Annotated in this window: 20 protein-coding genes and 1 tRNA gene; 10 read left to right on the top strand and 11 right to left on the bottom strand. The window is 56.7% G+C overall.

Annotation, left to right across the window (positions count from 1 at the left end):
• Positions 1 to 210: 210 nt before the first annotated feature.
• The 4 genes from G5287_RS19890 to G5287_RS19875 form a co-directional block, all read right to left on the bottom strand.
• Positions 211 to 2142 carry a putative bifunctional diguanylate cyclase/phosphodiesterase gene (locus G5287_RS19890; RefSeq protein WP_227341942.1) on the bottom strand — a complete coding sequence of 644 codons (1932 nt, stop codon included), beginning with the start codon at positions 2140 to 2142 and terminating at the stop codon, positions 211 to 213.
• Positions 2143 to 2165: 23 nt separating this feature from the next.
• Positions 2166 to 2666: a molybdopterin-binding oxidoreductase gene (locus G5287_RS19885; protein WP_216952894.1), complete on the bottom strand. Its 501-nt coding sequence runs from the start codon at positions 2664 to 2666 to the stop codon at positions 2166 to 2168.
• A 104-nt stretch (positions 2667 to 2770) separates the two neighbouring features.
• A complete protein-coding gene (groL, locus tag G5287_RS19880; RefSeq protein WP_005341224.1) occupies positions 2771 to 4405 on the bottom strand; it encodes a chaperonin GroEL in 1635 nt (544 codons plus the stop codon).
• A gap of 43 nt (positions 4406 to 4448) precedes the next feature.
• A complete protein-coding gene (locus G5287_RS19875) occupies positions 4449 to 4742 on the bottom strand; it encodes a co-chaperone GroES (protein ID WP_005340573.1) in 294 nt (97 codons plus the stop codon).
• A gap of 260 nt (positions 4743 to 5002) precedes the next feature.
• On the opposite strand from G5287_RS19875, the gene G5287_RS19870 reads away from it, so the two are divergent.
• On the top strand, positions 5003 to 6337 hold the full coding sequence (locus G5287_RS19870; RefSeq protein ID WP_231720294.1) for an MATE family efflux transporter: 1335 nt from the start codon (positions 5003 to 5005) through the stop codon (positions 6335 to 6337).
• A gap of 34 nt (positions 6338 to 6371) precedes the next feature.
• On the opposite strand, the gene G5287_RS19865 is transcribed toward G5287_RS19870, so the two are convergent.
• Positions 6372 to 6848 (bottom strand): FxsA family protein, encoded by a 477-nt coding sequence (locus tag G5287_RS19865; protein WP_421231762.1) that lies wholly within the window; start codon positions 6846 to 6848, stop codon positions 6372 to 6374.
• 443 nt (positions 6849 to 7291) lie between these two features.
• Here G5287_RS19865 and aspA point away from each other — a divergent pair, with 443 nt between their 5' ends.
• A complete protein-coding gene (aspA, locus tag G5287_RS19860; RefSeq protein ID WP_005340569.1) occupies positions 7292 to 8734 on the top strand; it encodes an aspartate ammonia-lyase in 1443 nt (480 codons plus the stop codon).
• A gap of 125 nt (positions 8735 to 8859) precedes the next feature.
• Positions 8860 to 10179, top strand: coding sequence for an anaerobic C4-dicarboxylate transporter (locus G5287_RS19855; RefSeq protein ID WP_021229055.1), 1320 nt, complete (start codon positions 8860 to 8862; stop codon positions 10177 to 10179).
• A gap of 242 nt (positions 10180 to 10421) precedes the next feature.
• Here G5287_RS19855 and tsaD read toward each other — a convergent pair whose 3' ends face one another.
• Positions 10422 to 11435, bottom strand: a complete 1014-nt coding sequence (gene tsaD, locus G5287_RS19850) for a tRNA (adenosine(37)-N6)-threonylcarbamoyltransferase complex transferase subunit TsaD (RefSeq protein WP_005340567.1) — start codon at positions 11433 to 11435, stop codon at positions 10422 to 10424.
• A gap of 179 nt (positions 11436 to 11614) precedes the next feature.
• Between tsaD and rpsU the strand changes: the two genes are divergently transcribed.
• The 5 genes from rpsU to G5287_RS19825 all read left to right on the top strand — a co-directional run bounded on the left by rpsU (position 11615) and on the right by G5287_RS19825 (position 16509).
• Positions 11615 to 11830: a 30S ribosomal protein S21 gene (gene rpsU, locus G5287_RS19845; RefSeq protein WP_005309452.1), complete on the top strand. Its 216-nt coding sequence runs from the start codon at positions 11615 to 11617 to the stop codon at positions 11828 to 11830.
• Between the two features lie 15 nt (positions 11831 to 11845).
• Entirely contained in the window at positions 11846 to 12289 is a 444-nt protein-coding gene (locus G5287_RS19840) for a GatB/YqeY domain-containing protein (RefSeq protein WP_005341238.1), read from the top strand.
• A gap of 89 nt (positions 12290 to 12378) precedes the next feature.
• Positions 12379 to 14166, top strand: coding sequence for a DNA primase (gene dnaG / locus G5287_RS19835; RefSeq protein ID WP_421231761.1), 1788 nt, complete (start codon positions 12379 to 12381; stop codon positions 14164 to 14166).
• Positions 14167 to 14349: 183 nt separating this feature from the next.
• Positions 14350 to 16245 (top strand): RNA polymerase sigma factor RpoD, encoded by a 1896-nt coding sequence (gene rpoD / locus G5287_RS19830; protein WP_263718854.1) that lies wholly within the window; start codon positions 14350 to 14352, stop codon positions 16243 to 16245.
• A gap of 187 nt (positions 16246 to 16432) precedes the next feature.
• Positions 16433 to 16509, top strand: a tRNA-Ile gene (locus G5287_RS19825).
• Between the two features lie 336 nt (positions 16510 to 16845).
• Here G5287_RS19825 and G5287_RS19820 read toward each other — a convergent pair.
• The 4 genes from G5287_RS19820 to purH form a co-directional block, all read right to left on the bottom strand.
• On the bottom strand, positions 16846 to 17403 hold the full coding sequence (locus G5287_RS19820; RefSeq protein ID WP_421231760.1) for a cytochrome b/b6 domain-containing protein: 558 nt from the start codon (positions 17401 to 17403) through the stop codon (positions 16846 to 16848).
• A complete protein-coding gene (locus tag G5287_RS19815; RefSeq protein ID WP_005349056.1) occupies positions 17384 to 17758 on the bottom strand; it encodes a cytochrome b562 in 375 nt (124 codons plus the stop codon). The genes G5287_RS19820 and G5287_RS19815 overlap by 20 nt, the downstream gene beginning before the upstream one ends.
• Before the next feature lie 277 nt (positions 17759 to 18035).
• Positions 18036 to 19322, bottom strand: coding sequence for a phosphoribosylamine--glycine ligase (gene purD, locus G5287_RS19810; protein WP_005341242.1), 1287 nt, complete (start codon positions 19320 to 19322; stop codon positions 18036 to 18038).
• 114 nt (positions 19323 to 19436) lie between these two features.
• On the bottom strand, positions 19437 to 21029 hold the full coding sequence (gene purH, locus G5287_RS19805) for a bifunctional phosphoribosylaminoimidazolecarboxamide formyltransferase/IMP cyclohydrolase (RefSeq protein WP_201994810.1): 1593 nt from the start codon (positions 21027 to 21029) through the stop codon (positions 19437 to 19439).
• A 415-nt stretch (positions 21030 to 21444) separates the two neighbouring features.
• Here purH and zntR point away from each other — a divergent pair, with 415 nt between their 5' ends.
• Positions 21445 to 21900: a Zn(2+)-responsive transcriptional regulator gene (zntR, locus tag G5287_RS19800; RefSeq protein WP_005341244.1), complete on the top strand. Its 456-nt coding sequence runs from the start codon at positions 21445 to 21447 to the stop codon at positions 21898 to 21900.
• A gap of 214 nt (positions 21901 to 22114) precedes the next feature.
• Positions 22115 to 22354, top strand: coding sequence for an alternative ribosome-rescue factor A (locus tag G5287_RS19795; protein ID WP_234926049.1), 240 nt, complete (start codon positions 22115 to 22117; stop codon positions 22352 to 22354).
• A gap of 104 nt (positions 22355 to 22458) precedes the next feature.
• On the opposite strand, the gene hemW is transcribed toward G5287_RS19795, so the two are convergent.
• A complete protein-coding gene (hemW, locus tag G5287_RS19790) occupies positions 22459 to 23604 on the bottom strand; it encodes a radical SAM family heme chaperone HemW (protein WP_058056772.1) in 1146 nt (381 codons plus the stop codon).
• Positions 23605 to 23692: the final 88 nt, after the last annotated feature.

Raw genomic sequence — 23692 nt, 5'->3', positions numbered from 1 at the left:
TTCAAAGGCTTTTCGAGGTTATCGACGAGGTTGTTTGCGTTGCCGCTTGCCCTGTCGATGGAGGCGCATTATAGGGAGCCGATTCTTTCTGGCAAGGGTAATTTGCATATTTTTTTGATAAGACCGCACAACCGTTCAAACAACAAACAACAAGAAGAAAATTCGAGCTAAATCACACATTATGGAGGCAGATGACAGGCAAGCCTCTTCTTAACTCATATAAGCCATTTCCGATTGTTGACGCGCCAGCCAAAGCTCCTCCATCTCCAGCAAAGTTTGATAGATTTTCTCCGCCTGTTCTGGCCGGCTGAACAGATAGCCCTGTCCATACAAGTGGATATCGGTCAGGGATCGCAGTACATCAAGCTGGGCCTGAGTCTCAATCCCTTCACAAACCAGACTCTTGCCCAACATGGATCCCATCCGGCAAATATTGGCGACCAGCTCGGATGCCTCCATGGAAGTATCAATGCCCTGTATGAAGGAGCGGTCAATCTTCACCTTGCTCACAGGTAGCTTTTGCAGATAACTCAAAGATGAATAACCAGTCCCAAAATCGTCTAATGCCAGCAACACACCCTGTTGATTGAGATCCTGCATCAGTTGCAGCGAATTCTTCACTTCGCGCATGGTGGTATCTTCAGTGACCTCCAAAACCAGACTGCTGGCTGGCAGGTGGTGCTCCATCAATGCCTTGGCCACCAATTTGAGCAAATTGCGCTGGTACATGCCCGGCGAGACATTCACGCACATCTGCAGGTCGACCATACCCAACTGATGCCACTGATAAAGCTGCTCGCAAGCGGTGTTCAACACCCAGCCACCCAGACGCTCTGCAAGCTGGAACTCCTCAGCCACCATGATCACTTCGTTTGGCGGAATAAAGCCCAGCTCCGGATGCCGCCAGCGCAGCAGTGCCTCGACAGCTTCACAACGACCACTCTCGAGATTGACGATGGGTTGGTAATAGAGTTCCAACGCATTGTGTTCCAGCGCCATGATCATGTCCGAGGCCAAATGCTTGCGCCGCGCCGTCTCGTTGAGCAAGGAGTTATCGTAAATCACATAGGGGACATGGGTCTTGCGGCTATGGAACAGAGCCTGTTCCGCACGACTCAATAACTCCTGTGTTTTATCGCTGTCCATCGGATAGAAGGCAATCCCGATCCCCACCTCGAGCCGGAAGGGATAGTTATCATAGACGATATCTTGCTTCAGAACGTGCAGCAGTCGCGCTACCAGCTCCCTGACCTGACGCAGATCGCTGCTACCACGCTGGATAATGGCAAATTGATCGCCACCCAACCGACCACTCCACTCCCCTTCTTCACAGAGCAATCTGATCCGTCTGGCCAATTCACTGAGCAAAAAATCGCCCGCGTCATAACCAAACTTGCTGTTGATATCTCTGAAGTCGTTGATATCGACCAATACCAATCCGAAAGGCACCTCCTGAGTGGCACAGAGCTCCATCCGTTCCAGCAATGCCACCCGATTGGAGAGACCCGTCAACGGGTCACGCCTTGCTGCCCTAAAGTGACGTCGAGCTTCATATACAAGAAGCGAGCTAAGGAGTAAAACCGAGATAACCAACCCAGACACCATCAACAGCAGAGCATTACGCAATTGACCAAAATGGCGATCATTCTCTGAGTAGATGTTGATGTTCTTCTGCATAACGGAAGCTAGTGCATAGGATAAAGGTTCCTGCAAGGGGGCTAGGCGCATCATTATTTGCTGGTAGACAGAGTCTCCGCTCTGCAGCTTGGTAATGACAGGCTCTATATCGCGAATGTTGTTTTCAATCAGTTGCACCAAGCGCAAGGTTTTCTGCTTATCCTGCATGCTTTTACGCAACTGACCGCTCAACAGGATGGGGGTTCTGCTCCAAAGAATGTCATAGCGCAACATCAGGTCATTGTGCTCTATTCCACCATAATGGTAGACCTCTACAGCACTGAGGAAACGCCCCAACTCGAGCTGCAGCTGCATCAGCGCCCAGGAGACATCATAGGTATATTTCTCCATCGCTCTGGTCGCATTCTGGAGCTGAACCAGACAATAAAGGGTGCTCCCGGTAAACGACAGGATGGATACATACAGAATGACGAGCAGTGGCCACGCCCTAGTCTTTCCTTTCACCCCGTGCTCCCGTGACTCTTTTATCAGTGTTGAATATCTATCAGATCCAGCTGCCAAATCATCATGTCGGTATATTCAGAGCGCTTCAGCTCCGGATATTGATCAAGAGGCAACATAAACCAGAGCGGCCCCTTGTCACGGACCCTCATGGCTACCCCGTCATCTTCCCAAGCAAGAATAGGGTTATACTTGGCAACTTTGTCCCAATTGATGCGGATCTGGAAACTGTTCAATGCTGTCAGGGTTATGCTCTTGCCATTAGCCCCCACTGCGGCCAGCACATCCGCCACCTTGGGCCCTCTGTACTTGTGAGGTTTATCAACCCAAGGGTTGCTGGTGACTATCTCATATTGCGGCAACGCCTGCAGCGTGGCCAAGTCAAAAAGCACTTTGCCGTCCACCTCATCTGGGGAGCTGATATTGCCGCTTACTTTCAAGATCACAGGCCCCTTGAGGGCCTCGGCAGCCACAAGCGGCATGGCAATCAATGCAAACAGCAGAGTTATCCATCCAAGCACCTTCATCTTTCCCCCTTACACTTTTCTGCTATCAACAGACTCAGTTTAGTCAGATATAAAAAAACGGCCCGCCAAGGCGAGCCGTTTCTCAAACAGAGCCGGGATGATGATTACATCATGCCCATGCCACCCATGCCACCCATATCAGGCATGGCTGGAGCATCTTTCTTCGGCAGCTCGGTCACCATGCACTCGGTGGTGATCATAAGGCCGGCGATAGAAGAGGCGAACTGCAGGGCAGAGCGGGTGACCTTGGTCGGATCCAGGATACCCATGGTCAGCATGTCGCCATACTGCTCGGTGTAAGCGTTGTAACCGAAGTTGCCTTCACCATTCTTCACCGCGTTGGCGATGACGGAGGCTTCTTCACCGGCGTTGATGACGATTTGACGCAGCGGGGCTTCCATGGCTCGCAGGGCAACCTTGATACCGACGTTCTGGTCTTCGTTGTCACCGCGCAGACCCGCCAGTTTGGCAGCAACGCGAACCAGCGCAACACCACCACCGGCAACCACGCCTTCTTCAACAGCGGCGCGGGTAGCGTGCAGGGCATCTTCAACGCGTGCTTTCTTCTCTTTCATCTCGACTTCGGTGGCTGCGCCAACCTTGATCACGGCAACACCGCCAGCCAGCTTGGCTACGCGCTCTTGCAGCTTCTCACGATCGTAGTCGGAAGAGGTCTCTTCGATCTGCTGACGGATCTGGGCAACACGGCCTTCGATCACACCGGCATCACCCACGCCATCGATGATGGTGGTGTTCTCTTTGGTGATGACGATGCGCTTGGCACGACCCAGATCTTCCAGAGTCGCTTTTTCCAACTCCATGCCAACTTCTTCGGAGATGACGGTACCGCCAGTCAGTACAGCGATATCCTGCAGCATGGCCTTGCGACGGTCACCGAAGCCAGGCGCCTTGACGGCAGCCACTTTGACGATACCGCGCATGGTGTTAACCACCAGAGTCGCCAGGGCTTCGCCTTCTACGTCTTCAGCAACAATCAGCAGCGGCTTGCCAGCTTTGGCAACGCCTTCCAGCACCGGCAGCATTTCGCGGATGTTGGAGACTTTCTTGTCAACCAGCAGGATGAACGGGTCGTCCAGTTCAACAGAACCGGTCTCTTGCTTGTTGATGAAGTAGGGGGACAGGTAGCCGCGGTCGAACTGCATACCTTCAACAACTGCCAGCTCATCTTCCAGACCCTGACCATCTTCAACGGTGATGACGCCATCGCGACCCACTTTGTCCATGGCTTCGGCAATCAGCTTGCCCACTTTCTCGTCGGAGTTGGCGGAGATGGTGCCCACCTGAGCAATGGCATTGCTGTCAGCGCACGGCTGGGACAGCGCTTGCAGCTCGGCAACAGCAGCCACAACGGCCTTGTCGATACCGCGCTTCAGATCCATCGGGTTCATACCGGCGGCAACGGCTTTCAGACCTTCGTTGACGATAGCCTGAGCCAGAACGGTTGCAGTAGTGGTACCGTCACCGGCGGCATCGTTCGCCTTGGAAGCCACTTCCTTGACCATCTGGGCGCCCATGTTCTGGAACTTGTCTTCCAGCTCGATTTCGCGCGCAACAGACACACCATCTTTAGTGATGGTCGGGGCGCCGAAGGACTTATCCAGCACCACGTTGCGGCCTTTCGGGCCCAGAGTCACCTTGACGGCATCAGCCAGGATGTTTACGCCTTCCAGCATCTTGATGCGGGCTTCGTTACCAAACTTAACGTCTTTAGCTGCCATTTTTCTTCAATCCTTAAATCAATTCGGGGAAAAGGAGGATGGATTACTCTTCGACAATCGCCAGGATGTCGGTTTCGGAGAGGATCAGGACGTCCTGACCATCCAGCTTCTCGGTCTTCACACCGTAGCCTTCGTTGAAGATAACCTTGTCACCAACCTTCACGGCCAGCGCTTTGACTTCGCCATTATCCAGGATGCGACCAGTCCCCACGGCAAGCACTTCACCACGGGTGGACTTCTGGGCCGCAGTACCAGTCAAGACGATACCGCCGGCAGATTTGGCTTCAGCTTCGATGCGCTTGATGATGACGCGGTCGTGCAGTGGACGAATTTTCATCGATAACTCTCCCAAAATGAGTCTCATTGTTGCTTTGAGGAATGGCCGTTCCAGGCCAAATTAGATATGTCCCTGATGTGGGGCAGAGTTGCTAACCCTTCAAGGGCAAATACAAAAAAAATTTTTTCACGTACTATAAACATCTTCGATGGTTCAGCCATGTCCGCACTCTGGTGCAAGGTCGGTTCAAGCCGCCCGGTTTCCATGCCAGAACCTTCAAAGCCAGCTGTAGAGACGAGCCCTTGACCCGCACCAACCCCATGTTGACAGCCCCTATTCCGGTCGTACTGCGCCAGATGACGGGCCCCATGATCTTCGGCATCATCGCCATTCTGGCCTTTAATCTGGTCGATACCTTTTTTATCGGTATGCTGGGCACCGAAGCTCTGGCCGCCATCAGTTTTACCTTTCCTGTCACTTTTGTGGTTACGTCGCTGGCGATGGGATTGGGCGCCGGATTGTCTGCGGTGATCGGTCATACCCTGGGGCAGGGCAAACACGATGAGGCGGCCCATCTCGCCACCGACAGTCTGTTTCTGGCGGTGATCATGGTGGCCCTGCTCTCCGCGGGGGGCGCTCTCACCATCAAGCCTCTGTTTACTCTGCTGGGGGCCAGTGCCGAGCTTATCTCCCTCATCCATGACTACATGCTGATCTGGTATCTCACCGTCCCCATGCTGGTGCTGCCCATGGTGGGCAATGCCGCCATACGGGCGACCGGCGATACCAAAACCCCCAGTCTGGTGATGGCAGTAGCCGGGTTGGTCAACGGGGTGCTGGATCCTCTGTTGATCTTCGGCATCGGCCCCTTTCCCGAATGGGGGATCCGCGGGGCCGCCATCGCGACTTCTATCTCCTGGTTGATGGCGATGCTGGTCAGCCTCTATATCCTGCGTCATCGGGAGGGCTTGCTGCTGTGGCGCCTCTCGCCGCGGGCCCGGTTGCTGACCCACTGGCGGGCGTTACTCCATGTCGCCGTCCCCGCCTCTTTTACCAATATGCTCAACCCCCTGGCCAATGCGGTGCTGATGACGATCTTTGCAGGACTGGGTACCGAGGTGGTGGCCGCTTACGGCGCCGCGTCGCGGGTTGAGGCGCTGCTGCTGATTGTGATGATGGCCCTTGCCTCCGTACTGGCCCCCTTCATCTCGCAAAACTGTGGCGCCGGCAATCCGGCCCGCGCCAAAGCTGCACTGCAGAGCTGCATGAGTTTTGCGTTGCTTTTCCAGCTCGCCATCTATGGCCTGACCTGGCTACTGGCGCCACTCATCGCCAACCTGTTCAGCGATCATCCACAGGTCATCCGCCTCATTATTCTCTATCTGCATCTGGTGCCGATCGGTTACGGCTTTCAGGGCATGGTGATGCTGCTGGCCTCGGCACTCAATGGCGTGCGAGCATCCAGTATCTCGTTTTTGTTCAACGGATTGCGGCTGTTTGGTTTTCTGTTGCCAGGAGCCTGGCTGGGGGCAAAGCTGGGAGGAGAACAGGGGATATATCTGGGGATACTGCTGGCCAATCTGGCGGCGGGCACCCTCGCATGGTGGTATGCCCGACACCGCTTCGAGGCCTTGTGCCATCAGGGCAAACCCTGATTCAGTCACTCGCCTCGGGTTTTCGCCTCGTCGATTACTCTTTACGCTCAAATTCGCCTTCGATGGTGGTGCCACCCTGCTTGGCGCTCCCCAGATGATCATCGGATGGTGCGTTGCCAAACGGCGATTGAGTACGCTGGAAACCGCCCATCAGCATCCGGAGCTGACTGCTGCCGATCAGCTTGTCAGCCACTTTGTTCCGCAGCCAGGGTTGCAGCAACAGCACACCGAAAATGTCGGTCACGAAACCCGGGATAATCAGCAGCAAACCGGCCAACGCCAGCATCATGCCCCCCATCACCTCGCGGCCCGGCATCTCGCCCATCTGCATCTTTTGCTGGGCGCTGAACAGGGTCTTGATCCCTTCACTGCGCACCAGTGAGGAGCCCAATACCGCAGTCAGGATGAGTAAGCCGACAGTCGGCAGCGCCCCGATCACCGAGCCGACCTCGATCATCACGGTGAGCTCCAGCACAACCAGACCCACCAACAACAAAAACAACTTGCCCATATCCACTCCAGCACCGGTAAATTGAGAAAAAGTGGCCCCCATCCAACGATGGTCAGAGGCGATTTTGCCGCCCCGTCATCACCACTTTCTGCCCTGAATAAATGGGGGCAGCCCCCCTCTTTTTCAAGTTGGTCAACTGACTCCTACGTCATCAGCAATCTAAAAAACCAGCAAAAAGTCACAAAAATTTATAAAAATCATCATGATAAACACTTCATAACATATGTGTACTTTCCTCAAAGTAATTTGAAAATGTCGCAAATTTAGTGATCCACCTCTAATAACCGATACCTCAATTGGAGTAGTATATTGATTAGTTTTTCGGGAGATCATTCTCCCAACCGCCCCACTCGATGTGTGGTGCTTCAGGATGAGCTGTGCGCAAGGAACTCGCGACCACTCGGTGAGGATTTTTCCATTTATCTGATTTCTGAGGCATTACAATGAGCGACATCAAGAACGTCCGCATTGAAGAAGACCTGCTGGGCACCAAAGAAGTTTCCAATGATCTCTACTACGGTGTGCACACCCTGCGCGCTGTCGAGAACTTCAAGATCAGCTCTCAGAAGATTTCTGACGTTCCGGAATTCGTCCGCGGTATGGTGCTGACCAAGAAGGCCGCTGCGCTGGCAAACGGTGAACTGGGTACCATCCGTCCTGAAATTGCTGACAAGATCGTAGAAGCCTGCGACCTGATGCTGAACACCGGCAAATGCTTCGACCAGTTCCCGGTCGACGTTTACCAAGGTGGTGCCGGTACCTCCGTCAACATGAACACCAACGAAGTACTGGCCAACATCGCCCTGGAAATCATGGGTCTGGAGAAAGGCCGTTACGACGTCATCAACCCGAACGACCACGTCAACAAGTGCCAGTCCACCAACGATGCCTACCCCACCGGTTTCCGCGTTGCTGTGGTCAACAGCACCGACGTGACCCTGCATGCGCTGGAGCACCTGATCGCGGCATTCGATGCCAAAGCGAAAGAGTTCAAAAACATCCTGAAGATGGGCCGTACCCAGCTGCAAGATGCGGTTCCGATGACCCTGGGTCAGGAGTTCCACGCGTTCGCCGTGACCCTGCGTGAAGAGATCAAGTCCATCAAGCGTTGCCAGGAGCTGCTGCTGGAAGTGAACCTGGGCGCGACCGCCATCGGTACCGGTCTGAACACTCCGCCCGAGTACTCTGCACTGGCCATCAAGCGTCTGGCCGAGATCACCGGTCGTGCCTATGTGCCGGCAGAAGATCTGATCGAAGCGACCTCAGACTGTGGCGCCTACGTCATGCTGCACGGCGCCATCAAGCGTCTGGCCATGAAGCTGTCCAAGATCTGTAACGACCTGCGTCTGCTCTCCTCCGGCCCGCGCACTGCACTGAAAGAGATCAACCTGCCGGAAATGCAAGCGGGTTCCTCCATCATGCCGGCCAAGGTCAACCCGGTTATCCCGGAAGTGGTCAACCAATCCTGCTTCAAGGTATTCGGTAACGACATCACCATCACCTTCGCCGCCGAAGCCGGTCAGCTGCAGTTGAACGTCATGGAGCCGGTGATTGGTCAGGCGATGTTCGAATCCCTGAGCCTGATGGAAAAAGCCTGTATTTCCCTGCGCGAGAAGTGCGTGGAAGGTATCACCGCCAACCCGGAAATCTGCATGAATCACGTGCTGAACTCCATCGGTATCGTGACCTACCTGAACCCCTTCATCGGCCACCACGAAGGGGATATTGTCGGCAAGATCTGTGCCCAGACCGGCAAGAACGTCCGCGAAGTCGTTCTTGAGCGCGGCCTGCTGAGCGCCGAACAGCTGGACGAAATTCTCTCCATCGAGAACCTGATGAACCCGCAATACAAAGCCAAGCGTTTCACCCGCGAAGCTGCCGTATAAGCGAGTGTGGGCCGGGATCTTCCCGGCCCATAAAGTCAGTTCCCGATTGGTCTTTATCCCCAGCCCGATCGGGAATTGGCTTTTTGCCAAATAAAAACCAAAAACTAAAAAATGGAGTTATCGCTATGATTGGAATCGAGTTACTTGTCGTGCTCGCCGCTATCTATCTGGGGGCCCGGATAGGCAGCATCGGCATCGGCTTTGCCGGTGGTCTGGGGGTACTGGTATTGACGTGGGGTCTGGGCATGCCCATCCCGAGCGATCAACTGGTCAGCTACATCCCTTGGGATGTGATCATGATCATCGCGTCCGTCATCTGTGCCATCGCCTGTATGCAACTGGCTGGCGGGATGGACTATCTGGTCTTCCTGGCAGAAAAAGCGCTGCGCAAGAACCCCAAATACATCACCTTCGCCGCCCCGGTGGTCACCTACCTGATGACCATGCTGGCCGGTACCGGTCATACCGCCTTCTCCACCCTGCCGGTGATCGCTGAAGTGGCCAAAGAGCAAGGGATCCGCCCATCCCGTCCGCTCTCCATCGCGGTTGTCGCCTCCCAGATCGCCATCACAGCGTCCCCGATCTCTGCCGCTGTGGTTGCCTTCTCCGGCATGCTCGAGCCGTTTGGTGTTGACTACCTGACCCTGCTGGCCATCTGCATCCCCTCTACCTTCCTGGCCTGTATCCTGGGCGCCTTCATTGCCAACATGATGGGCAAGCCGCTGGAGCAGGACGAAGTCTATCTGGAGCGCAAAGCCAAGGGCCTGATCAAACTGCGTGGTACTACCAAGCTCGAGATCAAGCCGTACGCCAAACTGTCGGTCTGGATCTTCATCGCCGCCATCGTGGCCGTCATGGCTTATGCCACTGCCATCTCCGGTAAAGTGGGCCTGATCACCAACCCGCCAATCCCCCGTGACGGCGCCATCATGGGTATCATGCTGGCCGCGGCCACCATCATGACCCTGGTGTGCAAACTGGACGCCACCCAAGTGACCAACATGCCGACCTTCAAGTCCGGTATGTCCGCCTGTATCTGCGTACTGGGTGTGGCCTGGCTGGGTAACGTCTTCGTTAAAGGCAACATGGACACCATCCAGCTGATCGCTGGCGACCTGCTGAACCAGTACTCCTGGCTGCTGGCCGTGGTGCTGTTCTTCGCTGCCATGCTGCTCTATTCACAAGGCGCCACCACCAAAGCGTTGATGCCTGCCGCACTGGCACTGGGTGTCAGCCCGCTGACTGCGATTGCCTCTTTCGCAGCTGTGAGCGCTCTGTTCGTACTGCCGACCTACCCGACTCTGCTGGCCGCGGTAGAGATGGACGACACCGGCTCCACCCGTATCGGTAAGGCGGTGTTCAACCACCCCTTCTTCGTACCGGGCACCGCCACCATCGCCATCGCCGTGGCGCTGGGCTTCTTCTTCGGCGGCATCCTGCTGTAATCCATCGCCTGCCGATCACCAAACAAAAATCCCCGCCAGTTGGCGGGGATTTTTTATCTCTTTACTCTGTGCTTGGCTGTCTGCCAGCAAGAGACCTGACCTCTTATCCGGATGGCTCAACCACGGCGACAGCAGACACCACAACAGCGTGCCAGCGGCGCTATAACCACCGCTGCCGGATTGCAGGAGCGATAGGCCACCATGGGTACTCACCACCACGCCAGAAGGCGGGATCCGTCGGATCAGACCGGATCCAAGGTATCCAGCGGCCAGCGCGGCACCGCTTTAACCGCCAACGGCTCGAACACGCCCGCCTTCAGACGCTGCATACCGGCATAGGCGATCATGGCGCCGTTATCGGTGCAATATTCAGTGCGCGGATAGAACACCTCGCCCTTGAGGCTCTCCATCAGCTCGGCCAGCTGGGCACGTAGATGGCGGTTGGCACTGACACCTCCAGCGACTACCAGACGCGTAAGACCGGTCTCTTTCAGCGCACGACGGCACTTGATGGCCAGGGTATCAACCACCGCATCTTCGAACGCCCGAGCGATATCGGCACGGGTCTGCTCATCATCACCATTGGCAGCAATCGTGTTTGCGGTGAAGGTCTTGAGGCCGGAGAAGCTCATGTCGAGCCCGGGACGATCTGTCATGGGACGGGGGAAGTGGAAGCGTCCCTTAGTGCCTTTCTCGGCCAGACGGGAGAGCAGCGGACCGCCCGGATAATCCAGCCCCATCAGCTTGGCGGTCTTGTCGAACGCCTCGCCAGCGGCATCATCGATGGATTCCCCCAACAGCTGATAGCTGCCGATGCCGTCAACCCGCACCAGCATGGAGTGACCACCGGAGACCAGCAGCGCCACGAAGGGAAACTCGGGGGCTTTCTCTTCCAGCATGGGGGCCAGCAAGTGCCCTTCCATATGGTGGACGGCGATAGCAGGCTTGTTCCATGCCATCGCCAGCGAACGACCAATAGTGGCGCCCACCAGAATGGCGCCAACCAGACCAGGACCCGCGGTATACGCGATGCCGTCGATGTCATCTTTGCCCAGTCCCGCCTCTTGCAACGCGGCCTGGATCAACGGGATCGTCTTGCGAACATGATCCCGGCTGGCGAGCTCGGGGACGACGCCACCGTAGTCCGCATGCAGCTTGACCTGGCTGTATAACTGATGGGAAAGGATCCCTTTTTGATCGTCGAAGATCGCGATCCCGGTTTCGTCACAGGATGTCTCTATGCCCAATACACGCATTGCTAAAAATTTTCACTGCTAAAATGAGACGGCTATGGTAACCTTCGCGGGTTTTTTAAACCAGAGCGATCTCTGCGGGTTTACTTTCATTCCCTGTCCAGAGTATAATTTCGCACCATTTTAAGACATGCTGATCGATTGAAGGTCAGCTAACAATTTATCACTGAGGTGAAAGGCACATGCCAGTAATCAAAGTCCGTGAAAATGAGCCGTTTGACGTTGCTCTGCGTCGCTTCAAGCGTTCTTGCGAAAAAGCCGGTATCCTGTCCGAAGTTCGTAGCCGTGAGTTCTACGAGAAGCCGACTACCATTCGTAAGCGCGCCAAAGCGTCTGCTGTCAAGCGTCACGCCAAGAAGCTGTCTCGCGAAAACGCACGTCGTATCCGCCTGTACTAATCAAGGGATCATGCCGTGTCTCTGAAGGATCAACTCAAGGATCAGCAAAAGCTCGCCATGCTTGCCAAAGACAAGCCGCGGTTGGGCGCTATCCGATTGTTGATGGCAGAAATCAAGCAGCGTGAAGTCGATACCCGTGTCGAGCTCAATGATGAGGATATCCTCGCTGTCGTGACCAAGATGGTCAAACAGCGCCGCGATTCCATCAGCCAATTTGAAGCTGCCGGTCGCCAGGATCTCGCCGACAAAGAGTCCGCCGAGATCGTTGTGCTGCAGGAGTTCCTGCCACAACAACTGACCGCAGATGAAATTGCCGCCCTGATCGAGCAAGCCATCGCCGAGAGCGGTGCTGCCGTCATGGCTGACATGGGTAAAGTCATGGCTGTCTTGAAGCCAAAAATTCAGGGGCGTGCCGATGTCGGCGCCGTCAGTGCTCAGGTGAAAACCCGCTTGGCGTAACAGGCAACTCTCTTGTTTGGTCGAAGAAGCCGTGCTTCCCTTGGAATGCGCGGCTTTTTTATTTTCTATCGCAGTGAAACAGGACGGTTATGGCAGGCAGGATCCCCCAATCCTTTATCGACGATCTGCTCGCACGCACAGACATAGTCGAGCTGATCGACTCGCGAGTGCGGCTGAAAAAAGCCGGTAAGAACTACCAGGCTTGCTGCCCTTTTCATAACGAAAAAAGCCCCTCTTTTACCGTCAGCCAGGAGAAGCAGTTCTACCACTGTTTCGGTTGTGGCGCCCACGGCAACGCCATCGGCTTTGTCATGGAATACGACGGCCTCGAATTTCCCGATGCCATCGAAGAGCTCGCCAGCATGCAAGGCATGCAGGTACCTCGCGAGCAGAGCATCGGCGGCTCGGCCAATAGCCAGCCCGCAGTCAGCAAGGATCTGTTCGAGCTGATGAACCAGATCGCCCGCTTCTACGAGAGCAATCTCAAGAGCGCTCCCCATGCGGTGGAGTACCTCAAAGGCCGCGGCCTGACCGGTGAAGTGGTCAAACGATTCAACATTGGCTATGCACCCAGCGATTGGGATCAGGTGCGCCGCCGCTTTGGTACCAGCCGGGATCACGAGCAGTTGCTTATCTCGGGCGGCATGCTGATCACCCGTGACAATGGCCCGGGGAGTTATGATCGTTTCCGCGATCGCATCATGTTCCCGATCCGTGACAAGCGTGGCCGGGTCATCGGTTTCGGTGGCCGGGTGCTGGGTGATGGCACCCCCAAATACCTGAACTCGCCGGAGACCCCCATCTTCCATAAAGGGCGGGAGCTGTTCGGTCTCTACGAAGTAAAGCAGGCACACAAGGATCCACGCCGGATCCTTGTGGTGGAAGGCTATATGGATGTGGTGGCACTCGGTCAGTACGACATCGACTATGCGGTGGCGGCGCTGGGTACTGCAACGACCAGCGACCATATCCACACCCTGTTTCGCACCACCGCCGAGGTAGTCTGCTGCTACGACGGTGACAACGCCGGTCGTGAAGCCGCCTGGCGCGCGCTGGATAATGCCCTCCCTCATCTGCAGGATGGCCGCGAGCTGAAGTTCGTGTTCCTGCCCGATGGCGAGGATCCCGACTCGCTGGTACGCCAGATCGGCAAGGAGGGTTTTGAAGCCCTGCTCGATGAAGCCCAACCGTTCGCCGACTTCATGTTCGAGCGTCTCGGCCGGGATGCCGCACTTTCGGGTGAGGCAGGCAAGTTCGAAGTGGCCAACAAGGCCGCCGAGCTTATTCGTCGCGTTCCGGAAGGGTTTACCCGCGAAGGGCTGATCACTCGTCTCTCCAGCATGATGCGTTGGGGCGAGAACAAACAGCGCATCGCCGAGCTCTTTGCTCGCAACAGTCAGCCCAAGGCCGAGGTCAACAAACCCAAGGCAGCCAAGCTGACACCACTGCGGCGTGCACTGGCACTGATGGTGCAATATCCGGCAGTAACGGCTGAGCTTCCCCCCATGCCGGAATTGGCCGGACTACGCGTACAGGGCATCAAGTTCCTGCTGCAACTGCACCAGCAAATCCAGGCACAGCCTGGTATCACAACCGGTATCCTGCTGGAACACTGGCGTGGTACCAAGGAAGGAGAGATCCTTGCTCAGCTGGCCATGCACGACCTGTTCGAGGAGATCAAACTCGATCAGGAGCCGGATATTCTGGGAGAATTGCAGGACACCTTCGTCGGCTTCATCAACCAGTTTCTGAAGCAGCGGATCGAAGAATTGCAGGCCAAAGTGGCTCAGGAAGGACTAAGCTCCGAAGAAACCCAAGAGCTGATGATGCTGATAAGAGAGGTGCAAATTGAGAAAAGAAATGAGAGTGGGGCTTGATATTTGAGTGATTAGTCCCAATATGGATAGCGTTGCCCGAATCGACGGGATGAAAAGCAAAATTTTTATAACCGCCTGGCCCCGACAATACTGCGGGCAGGGGTTTCTCATGACCGACGCCGCAACCAGACATAGCATGTCTGGCGGTTTTCTATTAGAATTGGCTATTTGCGCAGCAGCGCACTGTACGCGCAACCTAGCAACACCAACCGGATGAGTTCTATGGAGCAAACCCCGCAGTCTCAGCTTAAACTCCTCGTTGCCAAAGGTAAAGAACAGGGCTACCTGACCTATGCCGAGGTGAACGATCACCTCCCGCAAGACATTGTCGATTCAGACCAGATCGAAGACATCATTCAGATGATCAACGATATGGGCATTCAAGTGGTTGAAAACGCTCCGGATGCCGATGACCTTATCATGGCTGAAGGTGGTACCGCCGATGAGGACGCTGCCGAAGCAGCGGCCCAGGCTCTGGCATCTGTTGAATCTGAGATTGGTCGTACGACCGATCCCGTCCGCATGTACATGCGGGAAATGGGTACCGTCGAACTGCTGACCCGTGAAGGCGAAATCGACATCGCCAAGCGGATCGAAGACGGTATCAACCAGGTACAAAGCTCCGTAGCCGAGTACCCTGAAGCAATTACTTACCTGCTCGAACAGTACGACAAGTACGAAGCCGAGCAGCTGCGTCTCTCTGACATCATCTCTGGCTTTATTGACCCGAACGAAACTGAAGACATGGCGCCTACTGCCACGCATATCGGTTCCGAGCTCGGCGAAGACGATCTGGCCGACGAAGATGAAGAGGACGAAGAAGACGAAGACGAAGATGGCGACAGCTCTGACGACGACGGTGACGGTGGTCCGGATCCGGAAGTCGCTCGCGAGAAGTTCGGCGAACTGCGTGCCCAGTATGAAGTGACCCGTCTCTCCATTCAGAAGAATGGTCGCGCGCACGAAGATACCCAGGCTGCCATCGCCCAGCTGGCCGATGTATTCCGTCAATTCCGCCTGATGCCCAAGCAGTTCGATCGCCTGGTCAACAACATGCGTGAAATGATGGAGCGCGTCCGCGTGCAGGAACGCATCATCATGAAGCTCTGCGTTGAGCAGGCCAAGATGCCGAAGAAAACCTTCGTCGCGGCCTTCACCAACAACGAGTGTGAAACTGCCTGGTTTGAATACCAGAAGCAGGCTGGCAAAGCCTGGTCTCCCCGTCTGGTTGAAATGGACGAGGATATTCAGCGCGCCATCGGCAAGCTGCAGCAGATTGAAGAAGAGACCGGTCTGTCGATTGCCCAGATCAAGGATATCAACCGTCGTATGAGCATCGGTGAGGCCAAAGCCCGCCGTGCGAAGAAAGAGATGGTTGAGGCCAACTTGCGCCTGGTTATCTCTATCGCCAAGAAGTACACCAACCGCGGTCTGCAGTTCTTGGATCTGATCCAGGAGGGCAACATCGGTTTGATGAAGGCGGTAGACAAGTTTGAATACCGTCGTGGCTACAAGTTCTCGACCTACGCTACCTGGTGGATCCGTCAGGCCATTACCCGCTCCATCGCGGATCAGGCCCGTACCATCCGTATCCCGGTACACATGATCGAGACCATCAACAAGCTCAACCGTATCTCCCGTCAGATGCTGCAGGAGATGGGTCGCGAGCCGAACCCGGAAGAGCTGGCCATGCGCATGGGCATGCCGGAGGACAAGATCCGCAAGGTACTGAAGATCGCCAAAGAGCCTATCTCTATGGAGACGCCCATCGGTGATGATGAAGATTCCCACTTGGGCGACTTTATCGAAGATACCACCCTGGCTCTGCCAGCAGATGCGGCGACCAGCGAAAGCCTGCGCAACGCCACCCGCGAAGTACTGGCTGGCCTGACGGCCCGCGAAGCCAAGGTGCTGCGGATGCGTTTCGGTATCGACATGAACACTGACCACACCCTAGAGGAAGTGGGCAAGCAGTTCGATGTTACCCGTGAGCGTATTCGTCAGATCGAAGCCAAGGCACTGCGCAAACTGCGCCACCCGAGCCGCTCGGAAGTGCTGCGCAGCTTCCTGGACGAATAGTCCTGACCCTGTGTCAAACTGCTCTGCCAAAGCCCTGCCATGCGGGGCTTTGTTTTGTCTGGCATTTACCCTTGCGACCCGCTTTGCACCCTCTATCGACCTGGACAATTAGTCGCCAAGTGGTTGATATGCCTATAGACTGCCCTTTCCTCTTCCCCTATAATCCACGCCGCTAAACGCACAATTTGGCCCCTTAGCTCAGTTGGTCAGAGCAGTCGACTCATAATCGATTGGTCGTGGGTTCAAGTCCCCCAGGGGCCACCAAATTAAGTTCCGAGCAGGAACGAGAAAATACAGAAACCCGCATAGCGTAAGGCTTTGCGGGTTTTTTGTTGTCCGTAATAGTCCGATGGCGTCGTCAGAAACCAGTTAATTTAGTACCATCATTAGTACCACAAGCGTTGTGGTACTCAATTCAGTGGTACTAGGGCCACCAAATTGAAAAAGGCCGCTCATAATGAGCGGCCTTTTTGCATCTGCGGATCGAGCAATGTCCCGTGATAAGCTCGATGAGGTCATAGAAAAGCCCCGCCATGGGCGGGTCTGGGCAGGGTCCGGATCAGGCGCCTCACTCAGAGACAAGGAGCCTAATGCTGAGCCTCAGGTTTGCTCGTTGCTGCCGCTCTGGATGGATGAGCGACGCCCGATGGCAGGCAGCATCCGGGTAATCAGATTGCTGCGCTGGCGCCAGGAGGTGAAGACGATGGCCAGCAGATGCAGACCAATCAGTCCCTGCAGCGCCACCACGCACCACTCATGCCACTCGTCAGCCCCCAGTTCAAATCCCGTCTCGGTATTTTGAAACCAGCCGCTGCCAGCAGTGGCCAGCACAACCAGCCAGAGCGCCCACACGGCCAGCTTGCCGCTACCGTGATGACCCGGAGCCGGAGGCTGCCGCTCACGCATCTCGCGCGCTTGCTGGCGAAAATCCTCACCGCTGGGGATGAGGGCACCAAGGCGGGCGTAGCCACGGGCAAAAGTAAGCCCCCAAAGCAGACGCAAGGAGACCAGCCCAATGGCGCCGTAACCCAGCCACTCGTGCCACTCCTCGCCCGCTTCGTTAACCCAGAGGTTGCCGATGCAGACCGCCACCAAGCCCCAGTGGGTCAGGCGAACCAGCGGATCCCAGCGAAAGGGCTCACCCTTTTTGCTTGGCATATTTGTGGTACTCCTTCTTCAGGTCGTTGACCTTGGCCAGATGTTCGCGCGCCTTGGCCTCATCACCCGCCTTGAGTGCGGCCAGGCTGGCGTCCAGCTCGGTCTGTACCTCGTTCATCCCTTCAAGGAATTTCTCTTTCTTGGCGGCCGGCATATTCTTCTGCTTGGCCACATCCAGCTGGGCCTTCATCTCGTTGATGTGCTTCTCCATGGTGGCTGCATCATCAGCCTTGACGGCCTGCTTGTAGTTGAAGCCAATCTTCTTCATCGGCTGTTCCAGATCACCCGCCACGGCAGGCAGGGTCATCAGGCCAAACATCAGGGGCAGCAGCAGGGGGCGGACGGTTTTCAACATGGGATTTCCTTATATAACGACATGCTCGAATTGTTAGGGGTACTTATGAATCCAAACAAGAATTCATCACCAGCATGATGCCATGACTCATGGTGAAACGTTTGTGAAAAATGCTGTTTTTTGTGGCAAATAGTGACAGATATGCCGCGCTTGTTTGCGCTTGGTAACTGATTGAACGCTGGTGACGCGCACCATGGGGATGGTTGAAAGCGGTAAACAGGGACAAAAAACCCCGCCATAGCGGGGTCTGAATCAGCTGGCCATTTGCGTGCGTCAGTTACTCCTGTTCGCGAGCAATGGCGCGCCAGCCGATATCCTTGCGGTAGAAGACGCCATCCCACTTGATGCGGCCAGCGAGCTGATAGGCACGCTGCTGGGCTTCTGCCACAGTGTGGCCCAGCGCCGTGGCGCACAACACGCGGCCGCCAGCGGTCAGGCTGGTATCGCCCTCCAGACGGGTACCGGCATGGAACACCTTCTCACCCGCCACTTCATCTACCGGCAAGCCGCTGATGGGGTGGTTGGTGCTGTAATCGCCGGGATAGCCACCCGCCGCCAACACCACGCCGATAGCGGCGCGGGGATCATAGATGGCCTCTTTCTGATCCAGCTTGCCTGCGCAAGCGGCCAGGCAGAGCTCCACCAGATCGGACTGCATCCGCAGCATGATGGGCTGGGTCTCGGGATCGCCGAAACGACAGTTGAACTCGATCACCTTGGGATTGCCTGCACCGTCGATCATCAGACCGGCGTAGAGGAAACCGGTGTAGACGTTGCCTTCGGCCGCCATGCCGCGCACGGTCGGCATGATCACCTGCTCCATCACGCGTCGATGTACCTCGGCGGTCACCACAGGCGCCGGGGAGTAAGCCCCCATGCCGCCGGTGTTGAGGCCGGTATCACCGTCGCCAACCCGCTTGTGATCCTGACTGGTGGCCATCGGCAGCACGTGCTCGCCATCGACCATGACGATGAAGCTCGCCTCTTCACCCTCCAGAAACTCCTCAATCACCACCCGGGAGCCCGCTTCGCCAAAGGCATTGCCGGAGAGCATGTCGCGCACCGCGTCTTCCGCCTCCTGCAAGGTCATGGCGACAATCACCCCCTTGCCTGCCGCCAGACCATCGGCCTTAATGACGATGGGGGCCCCCTTCTCACGCAAGTAGGCGAGCGCAGGCTCCACTTCGGTGAAGTTCTGGTACTCGGCAGTCGGGATGGCGTGACGGGCCAGGAAATCCTTGGTGAAAGCCTTGGAGCCTTCCAGCTGGGCAGCTGCAGCCGTCGGGCCAAAGATCGGCTGACCGGCGGCGCGGAAGGCATCCACCACCCCTTTCACCAGCGGCGCTTCCGGCCCGACGATGGTGAGGCCGACCTGCTTCTCTTTGGCAAAGGCCAGCAGCCCTTCGATATCGGTCGCCTCGATGGCGACGTTCTCGACACCCGGCTCAAGCTGGGTGCCCGCATTGCCCGGCGCCACAAAAACGTGACGTACCAGTGGGGAGTGTTTGGCCTTCCAGGCCAGAGCGTGTTCGCGGCCACCGTTGCCAATGATCAGTACTTTCATCGTATCGCTCGCTTCTATTTGTGGTCACTGGACGGCCACTAGGACCGTCAGTCAGTGGCAATAGTCAGTTGAAAAGAGACAACAAAAGGGCCGCCATCGGTAGCCCCTGACCCATCAATGACGGAAATGGCGCATGTTGGTGAACACCATGCACATACCGTGCTCGTCGGCGGCATCGATCACCTCCTGATCGCGCATCGAGCCACCTGGCTGGATCACGCAGGAGATACCGGCCTGCGCGGCAGCATCGATACCGTCGCGGAACGGGAAGAAGGCATCGGAGGCCATCACGGAGCCCGCCACGGTCAGTCCTTCATCCGCCGCCTTGATACCGGCGATTTTGGCCGAATAAACACGGCTCATCTGGCCTGCACCGACGCCGATGGTCTGGCCATCTTTGGCGTAAACGATGGCGTTGGATTTGACGAACTTGGCCACTTTCCAGCAGAACAGCAGATCTTGCAGCTCGGCCTCGGTCGGCTGACGCTTGCTGACCACGGTCAGGTCACCCAGCGTCACCATGCCGAGATCCCGCTCCTGTACCAGCAGGCCACCGTTGACGCGCTTGAGGTCAAACCCTTGCGCCGGTGCAGTCCACTGACCGCATTCGAGCAGACGCACGTTCTGCTTGGCGGCGACCGCATCGCGGGCCTCCTGGCTGACGGTCGGGGCGATGATCACTTCGACAAACTGGCGGGCCACGATGGCTGCCGCAGTGGCGCCATCAAGCGGCCGGTTGAAGGCGATGATGCCGCCGAAGGCAGAGGTGGGGTCGGTCTGGTAAGCCCGGTCGTAGGCACTCAGCAGGTCGCTACCAATAGCCACACCGCAGGGGTTGGCATGCTTGACGATGACGCAGGCCGGCTCGTCGAACTCCTTCACACACTCCAGCGCTGCATCGGTATCAGCGATGTTGTTGTAGGAGAGCGCCTTGCCCTGCAGCTGGACAGCGCTGGAGACGGAACCCGGCGCGGCATGCTCTTCGGCGTAGAAGGCGGCGGCCTGATGGCTGTTTTCGCCGTAACGCATGTCCTGCTTCTTGATGAACTGGCTGTTGAAGGTACGCGGGAAGCGGGACTCCTCGTCACCCTCCTTGTTGTCACCGTAGGAAGGAACCATGGTGCCGAAGTAGTTGGCGATCATGCCGTCGTAGGCGGCGGTGTGCTCGAAGGCTGCGATGGCCAGATCGAAACGGGTCGCCAGTTTCAGGCTGTTGCCGTTGGCATCCATTTCGCGAATAACCCGATCATAGTCGGCAGCTTTGACGACGATAGCGACATCTTTATGGTTTTTGGCGGCAGAGCGCACCATGGTCGGGCCGCCGATGTCGATGTTCTCGACCGCATCGGCCAGGGTGCAGCCCGCTTTGGCCACTGTCGCGGCGAAGGGGTAAAGGTTGACGACAACCATGTCGATGGGGGAGATAGCGTGCTGGGCCATGATGGCGTCATCCTGATCCCGACGGCCGAGGATGCCGCCATGAACCTTGGGATGCAGGGTCTTGACCCGGCCATCCATCATTTCAGGGAAACCCGTGTAGTCGGAGACCTCGGTCACCGGCAGACCCGCCTCGCCAAGCAGCTTGGCGGTACCGCCCGTGGAGAGCAGGGCAACACCACGCTCGTTGAGTGCCTTGGCAAATTCCAGAATGCCAGTTTTGTCAGACACACTCAGCAGTGCACGGCGAATGGGTCGAGCTTGTTCCATCACACTATCGTCCTCAACATAACGGGGACCGTTCCATGGGAGGCGAGGCTCAACACAGAGAGTCCCCAAATAAATGGAAGTGGGGGATTTCGCAAACCACTCTCGCCCCGACATCCGGCAAAAGCGTTTTAGGAAATGCCCGCTTGGTGCGGCGCTCTGTTATGGGCGCGTATTCTACACAAAAAATGTGACCTGTGGTGGATTTTTTGAAACAGCAAAGCCTTATTTGGCGCGGCGTTAAACGTTTTCTACTTGATTTTCTCGAAACGTTTGCACTTTCAGTGTTTTATGGGAAAAAGGGTCGCCAGGAGATGTTTATCTGCCCCTTTTATGCCCTTGGCTGGCAATCCATGAGCAAAGGGGTGATAGTGGATTCCGGTTTTTGTAGCGGCATATATTCAAGGGGAGAGAGAGCATGTATCGGATCGGTGAACTGGCCAAGGCGTGCGGGGTCAAGGCAGATACCCTGCGTTTTTACGAGAAGAACGGGCTTATCTCACCGGGGATCCGCAACGAATCCGGCTACCGTCTCTACAGCGAACAGGACAAGCGGCGGCTGGAGTTTATTATCCGCGCCAAGTCGGTCGGATTCTCGCTGGCCGATATTGGCGAGCTGCTCGACCTCGATACCAACAAGGCCAAAGTCACCTGTCAGGAGGTGAAAGCAGTGGCCGACACCAAGCTGGCCCAGGTGGAGCAGAAGATCATCGAACTGACCCGCTTTCGCGATAATCTGCGCGAGCTCTCCAATATCTGCTGCGGCGGGCCGCGCTCGGCCGAGCACTGCGCCATCCTCGAGACGCTGGAATCTGGAGCCCCGGCCCATCACGAGCACCACAGCCACGACCAGCATGACCCGGTTCACGGCTGACATGGTATGCCTGACTGAGCGTGCCTGGCTCAGAGTGACTGACTCGGCGCGCCCGACGCATTGCTCCGGCGGCAATTTGGTGACAAAATCGCCGCGTTTTTAACCGGTGCCAGTGCATCCGGTTGCCGGGCGTTAGCCTGAACAGGCGCCCGCAGCGAAAACCGCCATCCAGACACAAGCATCAACACACCAAGAGAAAAGAAGAGGAGCCATCATGGCCAAGATCCGGGTCGACCAACCCGCCCTCCCCCGTGAGGAAAATGCGCAAGGGGGCAGCTATGCCCATCAGCGCGGCGAGATAAAGGATAACCATCTGCATGCCCTGCTCTCCGATCCCCTGTTTCGCAGCCGGGTCGAGCGCAACAAGAAGGGCAAGGGGAGTTACCAGCGCAAGGCCAAATTTGGCAAGCGGTGGGAGCCCGGCCAACAACAGATGATCAGCGTCTGCTGCTGAGCGGGTTTCTACCGACCATAAACGATCAGGGCGCCATTGGCGCCCTGATCGTTTTGACAGAAGAAGCGATTTGGCAACGCCAACTCACAGCCTCAACAGGCCGCTCACTCATCCATAAAGAGTTCGAGCAATACGTTCAGATAGCGATGGCCGAGAGAAGTGAGCTGCCAGCTATCCCCCAAATCCTCGATCAGCTCCTTGCTCTGGGCGATGGCGAGCACCGTCTCTACCCTTTCCAGCGGCAAGCCGGTATAGGCCTCGAACTCCGCCTTGGGGGCCGGTTCAAACAGGCGGAAGCGGTTCATAAAGTATTCGAGCGGCAGATCGTCTGCCGTCACCTGCCACTGCTCGTCCAGATAGGGGCGACTCTTGTCCAGATACCCTTTCGGATGCTTCACCTTGGCGGTGCGCAGGATCTGTTGGTTCGCGAGATCGGTCACCTTGCCGTGGGCGCCACAGCCAATCCCCAGATAGTCACCAAAGCGCCAGTAGTTGAGGTTGTGATGGCACTGATAGCCCTCTTTGGCGTAAGCCGAGATTTCGTACTGGCGATAACCGCTGGCGGTGAGCATGGCGTGGCCCTGCTCATAGATATCCCACAGGGTGTCATCTTCCGGCAGTTTGGGCGGTTTGGAGGCAAATGCCGTGTTCGGCTCTATGGTGAGCTGATACCAGGAGAGGTGCGGCGGGGCGCAGTCGATAGCCTGCTGCAGGTCATAAAGGGCGTCATCCAGACTCTGATCCGGCAGACCATGCATCAGATCCAGATTGAAGGTAGGCAACTTGATGGCATGGGCCAGTGCGGCGGCCTTGCGGGCCTCTTCCGGGCCGTGAATGCGGCCGAGGCGGGTCAGCTTCTCCTGCTGGAAGCTCTGCACGCCGATGGAGATGCGGTTAATACCGGCGCGCTGGAAACCGGCAAACTTGTCCGCCTCCACCGTGCCCGGGTTGGCCTCCATGGTGATCTCGCAATCTGCGGTGAGCGGTATGCGGGCCCGTACCCCGTCCAGCAAGGCTTGCATCGCCTCCACCGTCAGCAGGCTGGGGGTGCCGCCGCCGATAAAGATCGAGGAGAGCGGCCGCCCCTGCGCCCACTTCAGATCCTGATCCAGATCCTCCAGCAGAGCGGCGACATATTCGAGGTGAGGCAACTCCCCCTTCTGGGCATGGGAGTTGAAGTCACAGTAAGGGCACTTCTGGACGCACCAGGGCACATGAATATAGAGAGAGAGCGGCGGCAGTTGCAGCATGGGGCTTCCAATAAAACGGGGGCTCAAGGCCCCCATTGTAGATGACTATGTGTAATTGACCGTGTGTAACCGACAAGGTGGCGAAGTG

This window comes from Aeromonas sp. 603079 (genome assembly GCF_049172135.1).
In the GTDB taxonomy this organism is placed as follows: Bacteria; Pseudomonadota; Gammaproteobacteria; order Enterobacterales; family Aeromonadaceae; genus Aeromonas; species Aeromonas veronii.
The sequence above is the reverse complement of the archived record's forward strand: the minus strand, read 5'-3'. Positions and strand labels throughout refer to the sequence as shown.

What these genes read in the sequence shown, in the direction of transcription:
- G5287_RS19885 (WP_216952894.1), bottom strand. Translation starts at nt 2,666, where the DNA reads ATGAAGGTGCTTGGATGGATAACTCTGCTGTTTGCATTGATTGCCATG.
- hemW (WP_058056772.1), bottom strand. Translation starts at nt 23,604, where the DNA reads ATGCTGCAACTGCCGCCGCTCTCTCTCTATATTCATGTGCCCTGGTGC.
- aspA (WP_005340569.1), top strand. Translation starts at nt 7,292, where the DNA reads ATGAGCGACATCAAGAACGTCCGCATTGAAGAAGACCTGCTGGGCACC.
- zntR (WP_005341244.1), top strand. Translation starts at nt 21,445, where the DNA reads ATGTATCGGATCGGTGAACTGGCCAAGGCGTGCGGGGTCAAGGCAGAT.
- G5287_RS19865 (WP_421231762.1), bottom strand. Translation starts at nt 6,848, where the DNA reads ATGGGCAAGTTGTTTTTGTTGTTGGTGGGTCTGGTTGTGCTGGAGCTC.
- G5287_RS19855 (WP_021229055.1), top strand. Translation starts at nt 8,860, where the DNA reads ATGATTGGAATCGAGTTACTTGTCGTGCTCGCCGCTATCTATCTGGGG.
- groL (WP_005341224.1), bottom strand. Translation starts at nt 4,405, where the DNA reads ATGGCAGCTAAAGACGTTAAGTTTGGTAACGAAGCCCGCATCAAGATG.
- purH (WP_201994810.1), bottom strand. Translation starts at nt 21,029, where the DNA reads ATGGAACAAGCTCGACCCATTCGCCGTGCACTGCTGAGTGTGTCTGAC.
- G5287_RS19870 (WP_231720294.1), top strand. Translation starts at nt 5,003, where the DNA reads ATGTTGACAGCCCCTATTCCGGTCGTACTGCGCCAGATGACGGGCCCC.
- G5287_RS19820 (WP_421231760.1), bottom strand. Translation starts at nt 17,403, where the DNA reads ATGCCAAGCAAAAAGGGTGAGCCCTTTCGCTGGGATCCGCTGGTTCGC.
- purD (WP_005341242.1), bottom strand. Translation starts at nt 19,322, where the DNA reads ATGAAAGTACTGATCATTGGCAACGGTGGCCGCGAACACGCTCTGGCC.
- tsaD (WP_005340567.1), bottom strand. Translation starts at nt 11,435, where the DNA reads ATGCGTGTATTGGGCATAGAGACATCCTGTGACGAAACCGGGATCGCG.
- G5287_RS19875 (WP_005340573.1), bottom strand. Translation starts at nt 4,742, where the DNA reads ATGAAAATTCGTCCACTGCACGACCGCGTCATCATCAAGCGCATCGAA.
- dnaG (WP_421231761.1), top strand. Translation starts at nt 12,379, where the DNA reads ATGGCAGGCAGGATCCCCCAATCCTTTATCGACGATCTGCTCGCACGC.
- G5287_RS19815 (WP_005349056.1), bottom strand. Translation starts at nt 17,758, where the DNA reads ATGTTGAAAACCGTCCGCCCCCTGCTGCTGCCCCTGATGTTTGGCCTG.
- G5287_RS19795 (WP_234926049.1), top strand. Translation starts at nt 22,115, where the DNA reads ATGGCCAAGATCCGGGTCGACCAACCCGCCCTCCCCCGTGAGGAAAAT.
- rpsU (WP_005309452.1), top strand. Translation starts at nt 11,615, where the DNA reads ATGCCAGTAATCAAAGTCCGTGAAAATGAGCCGTTTGACGTTGCTCTG.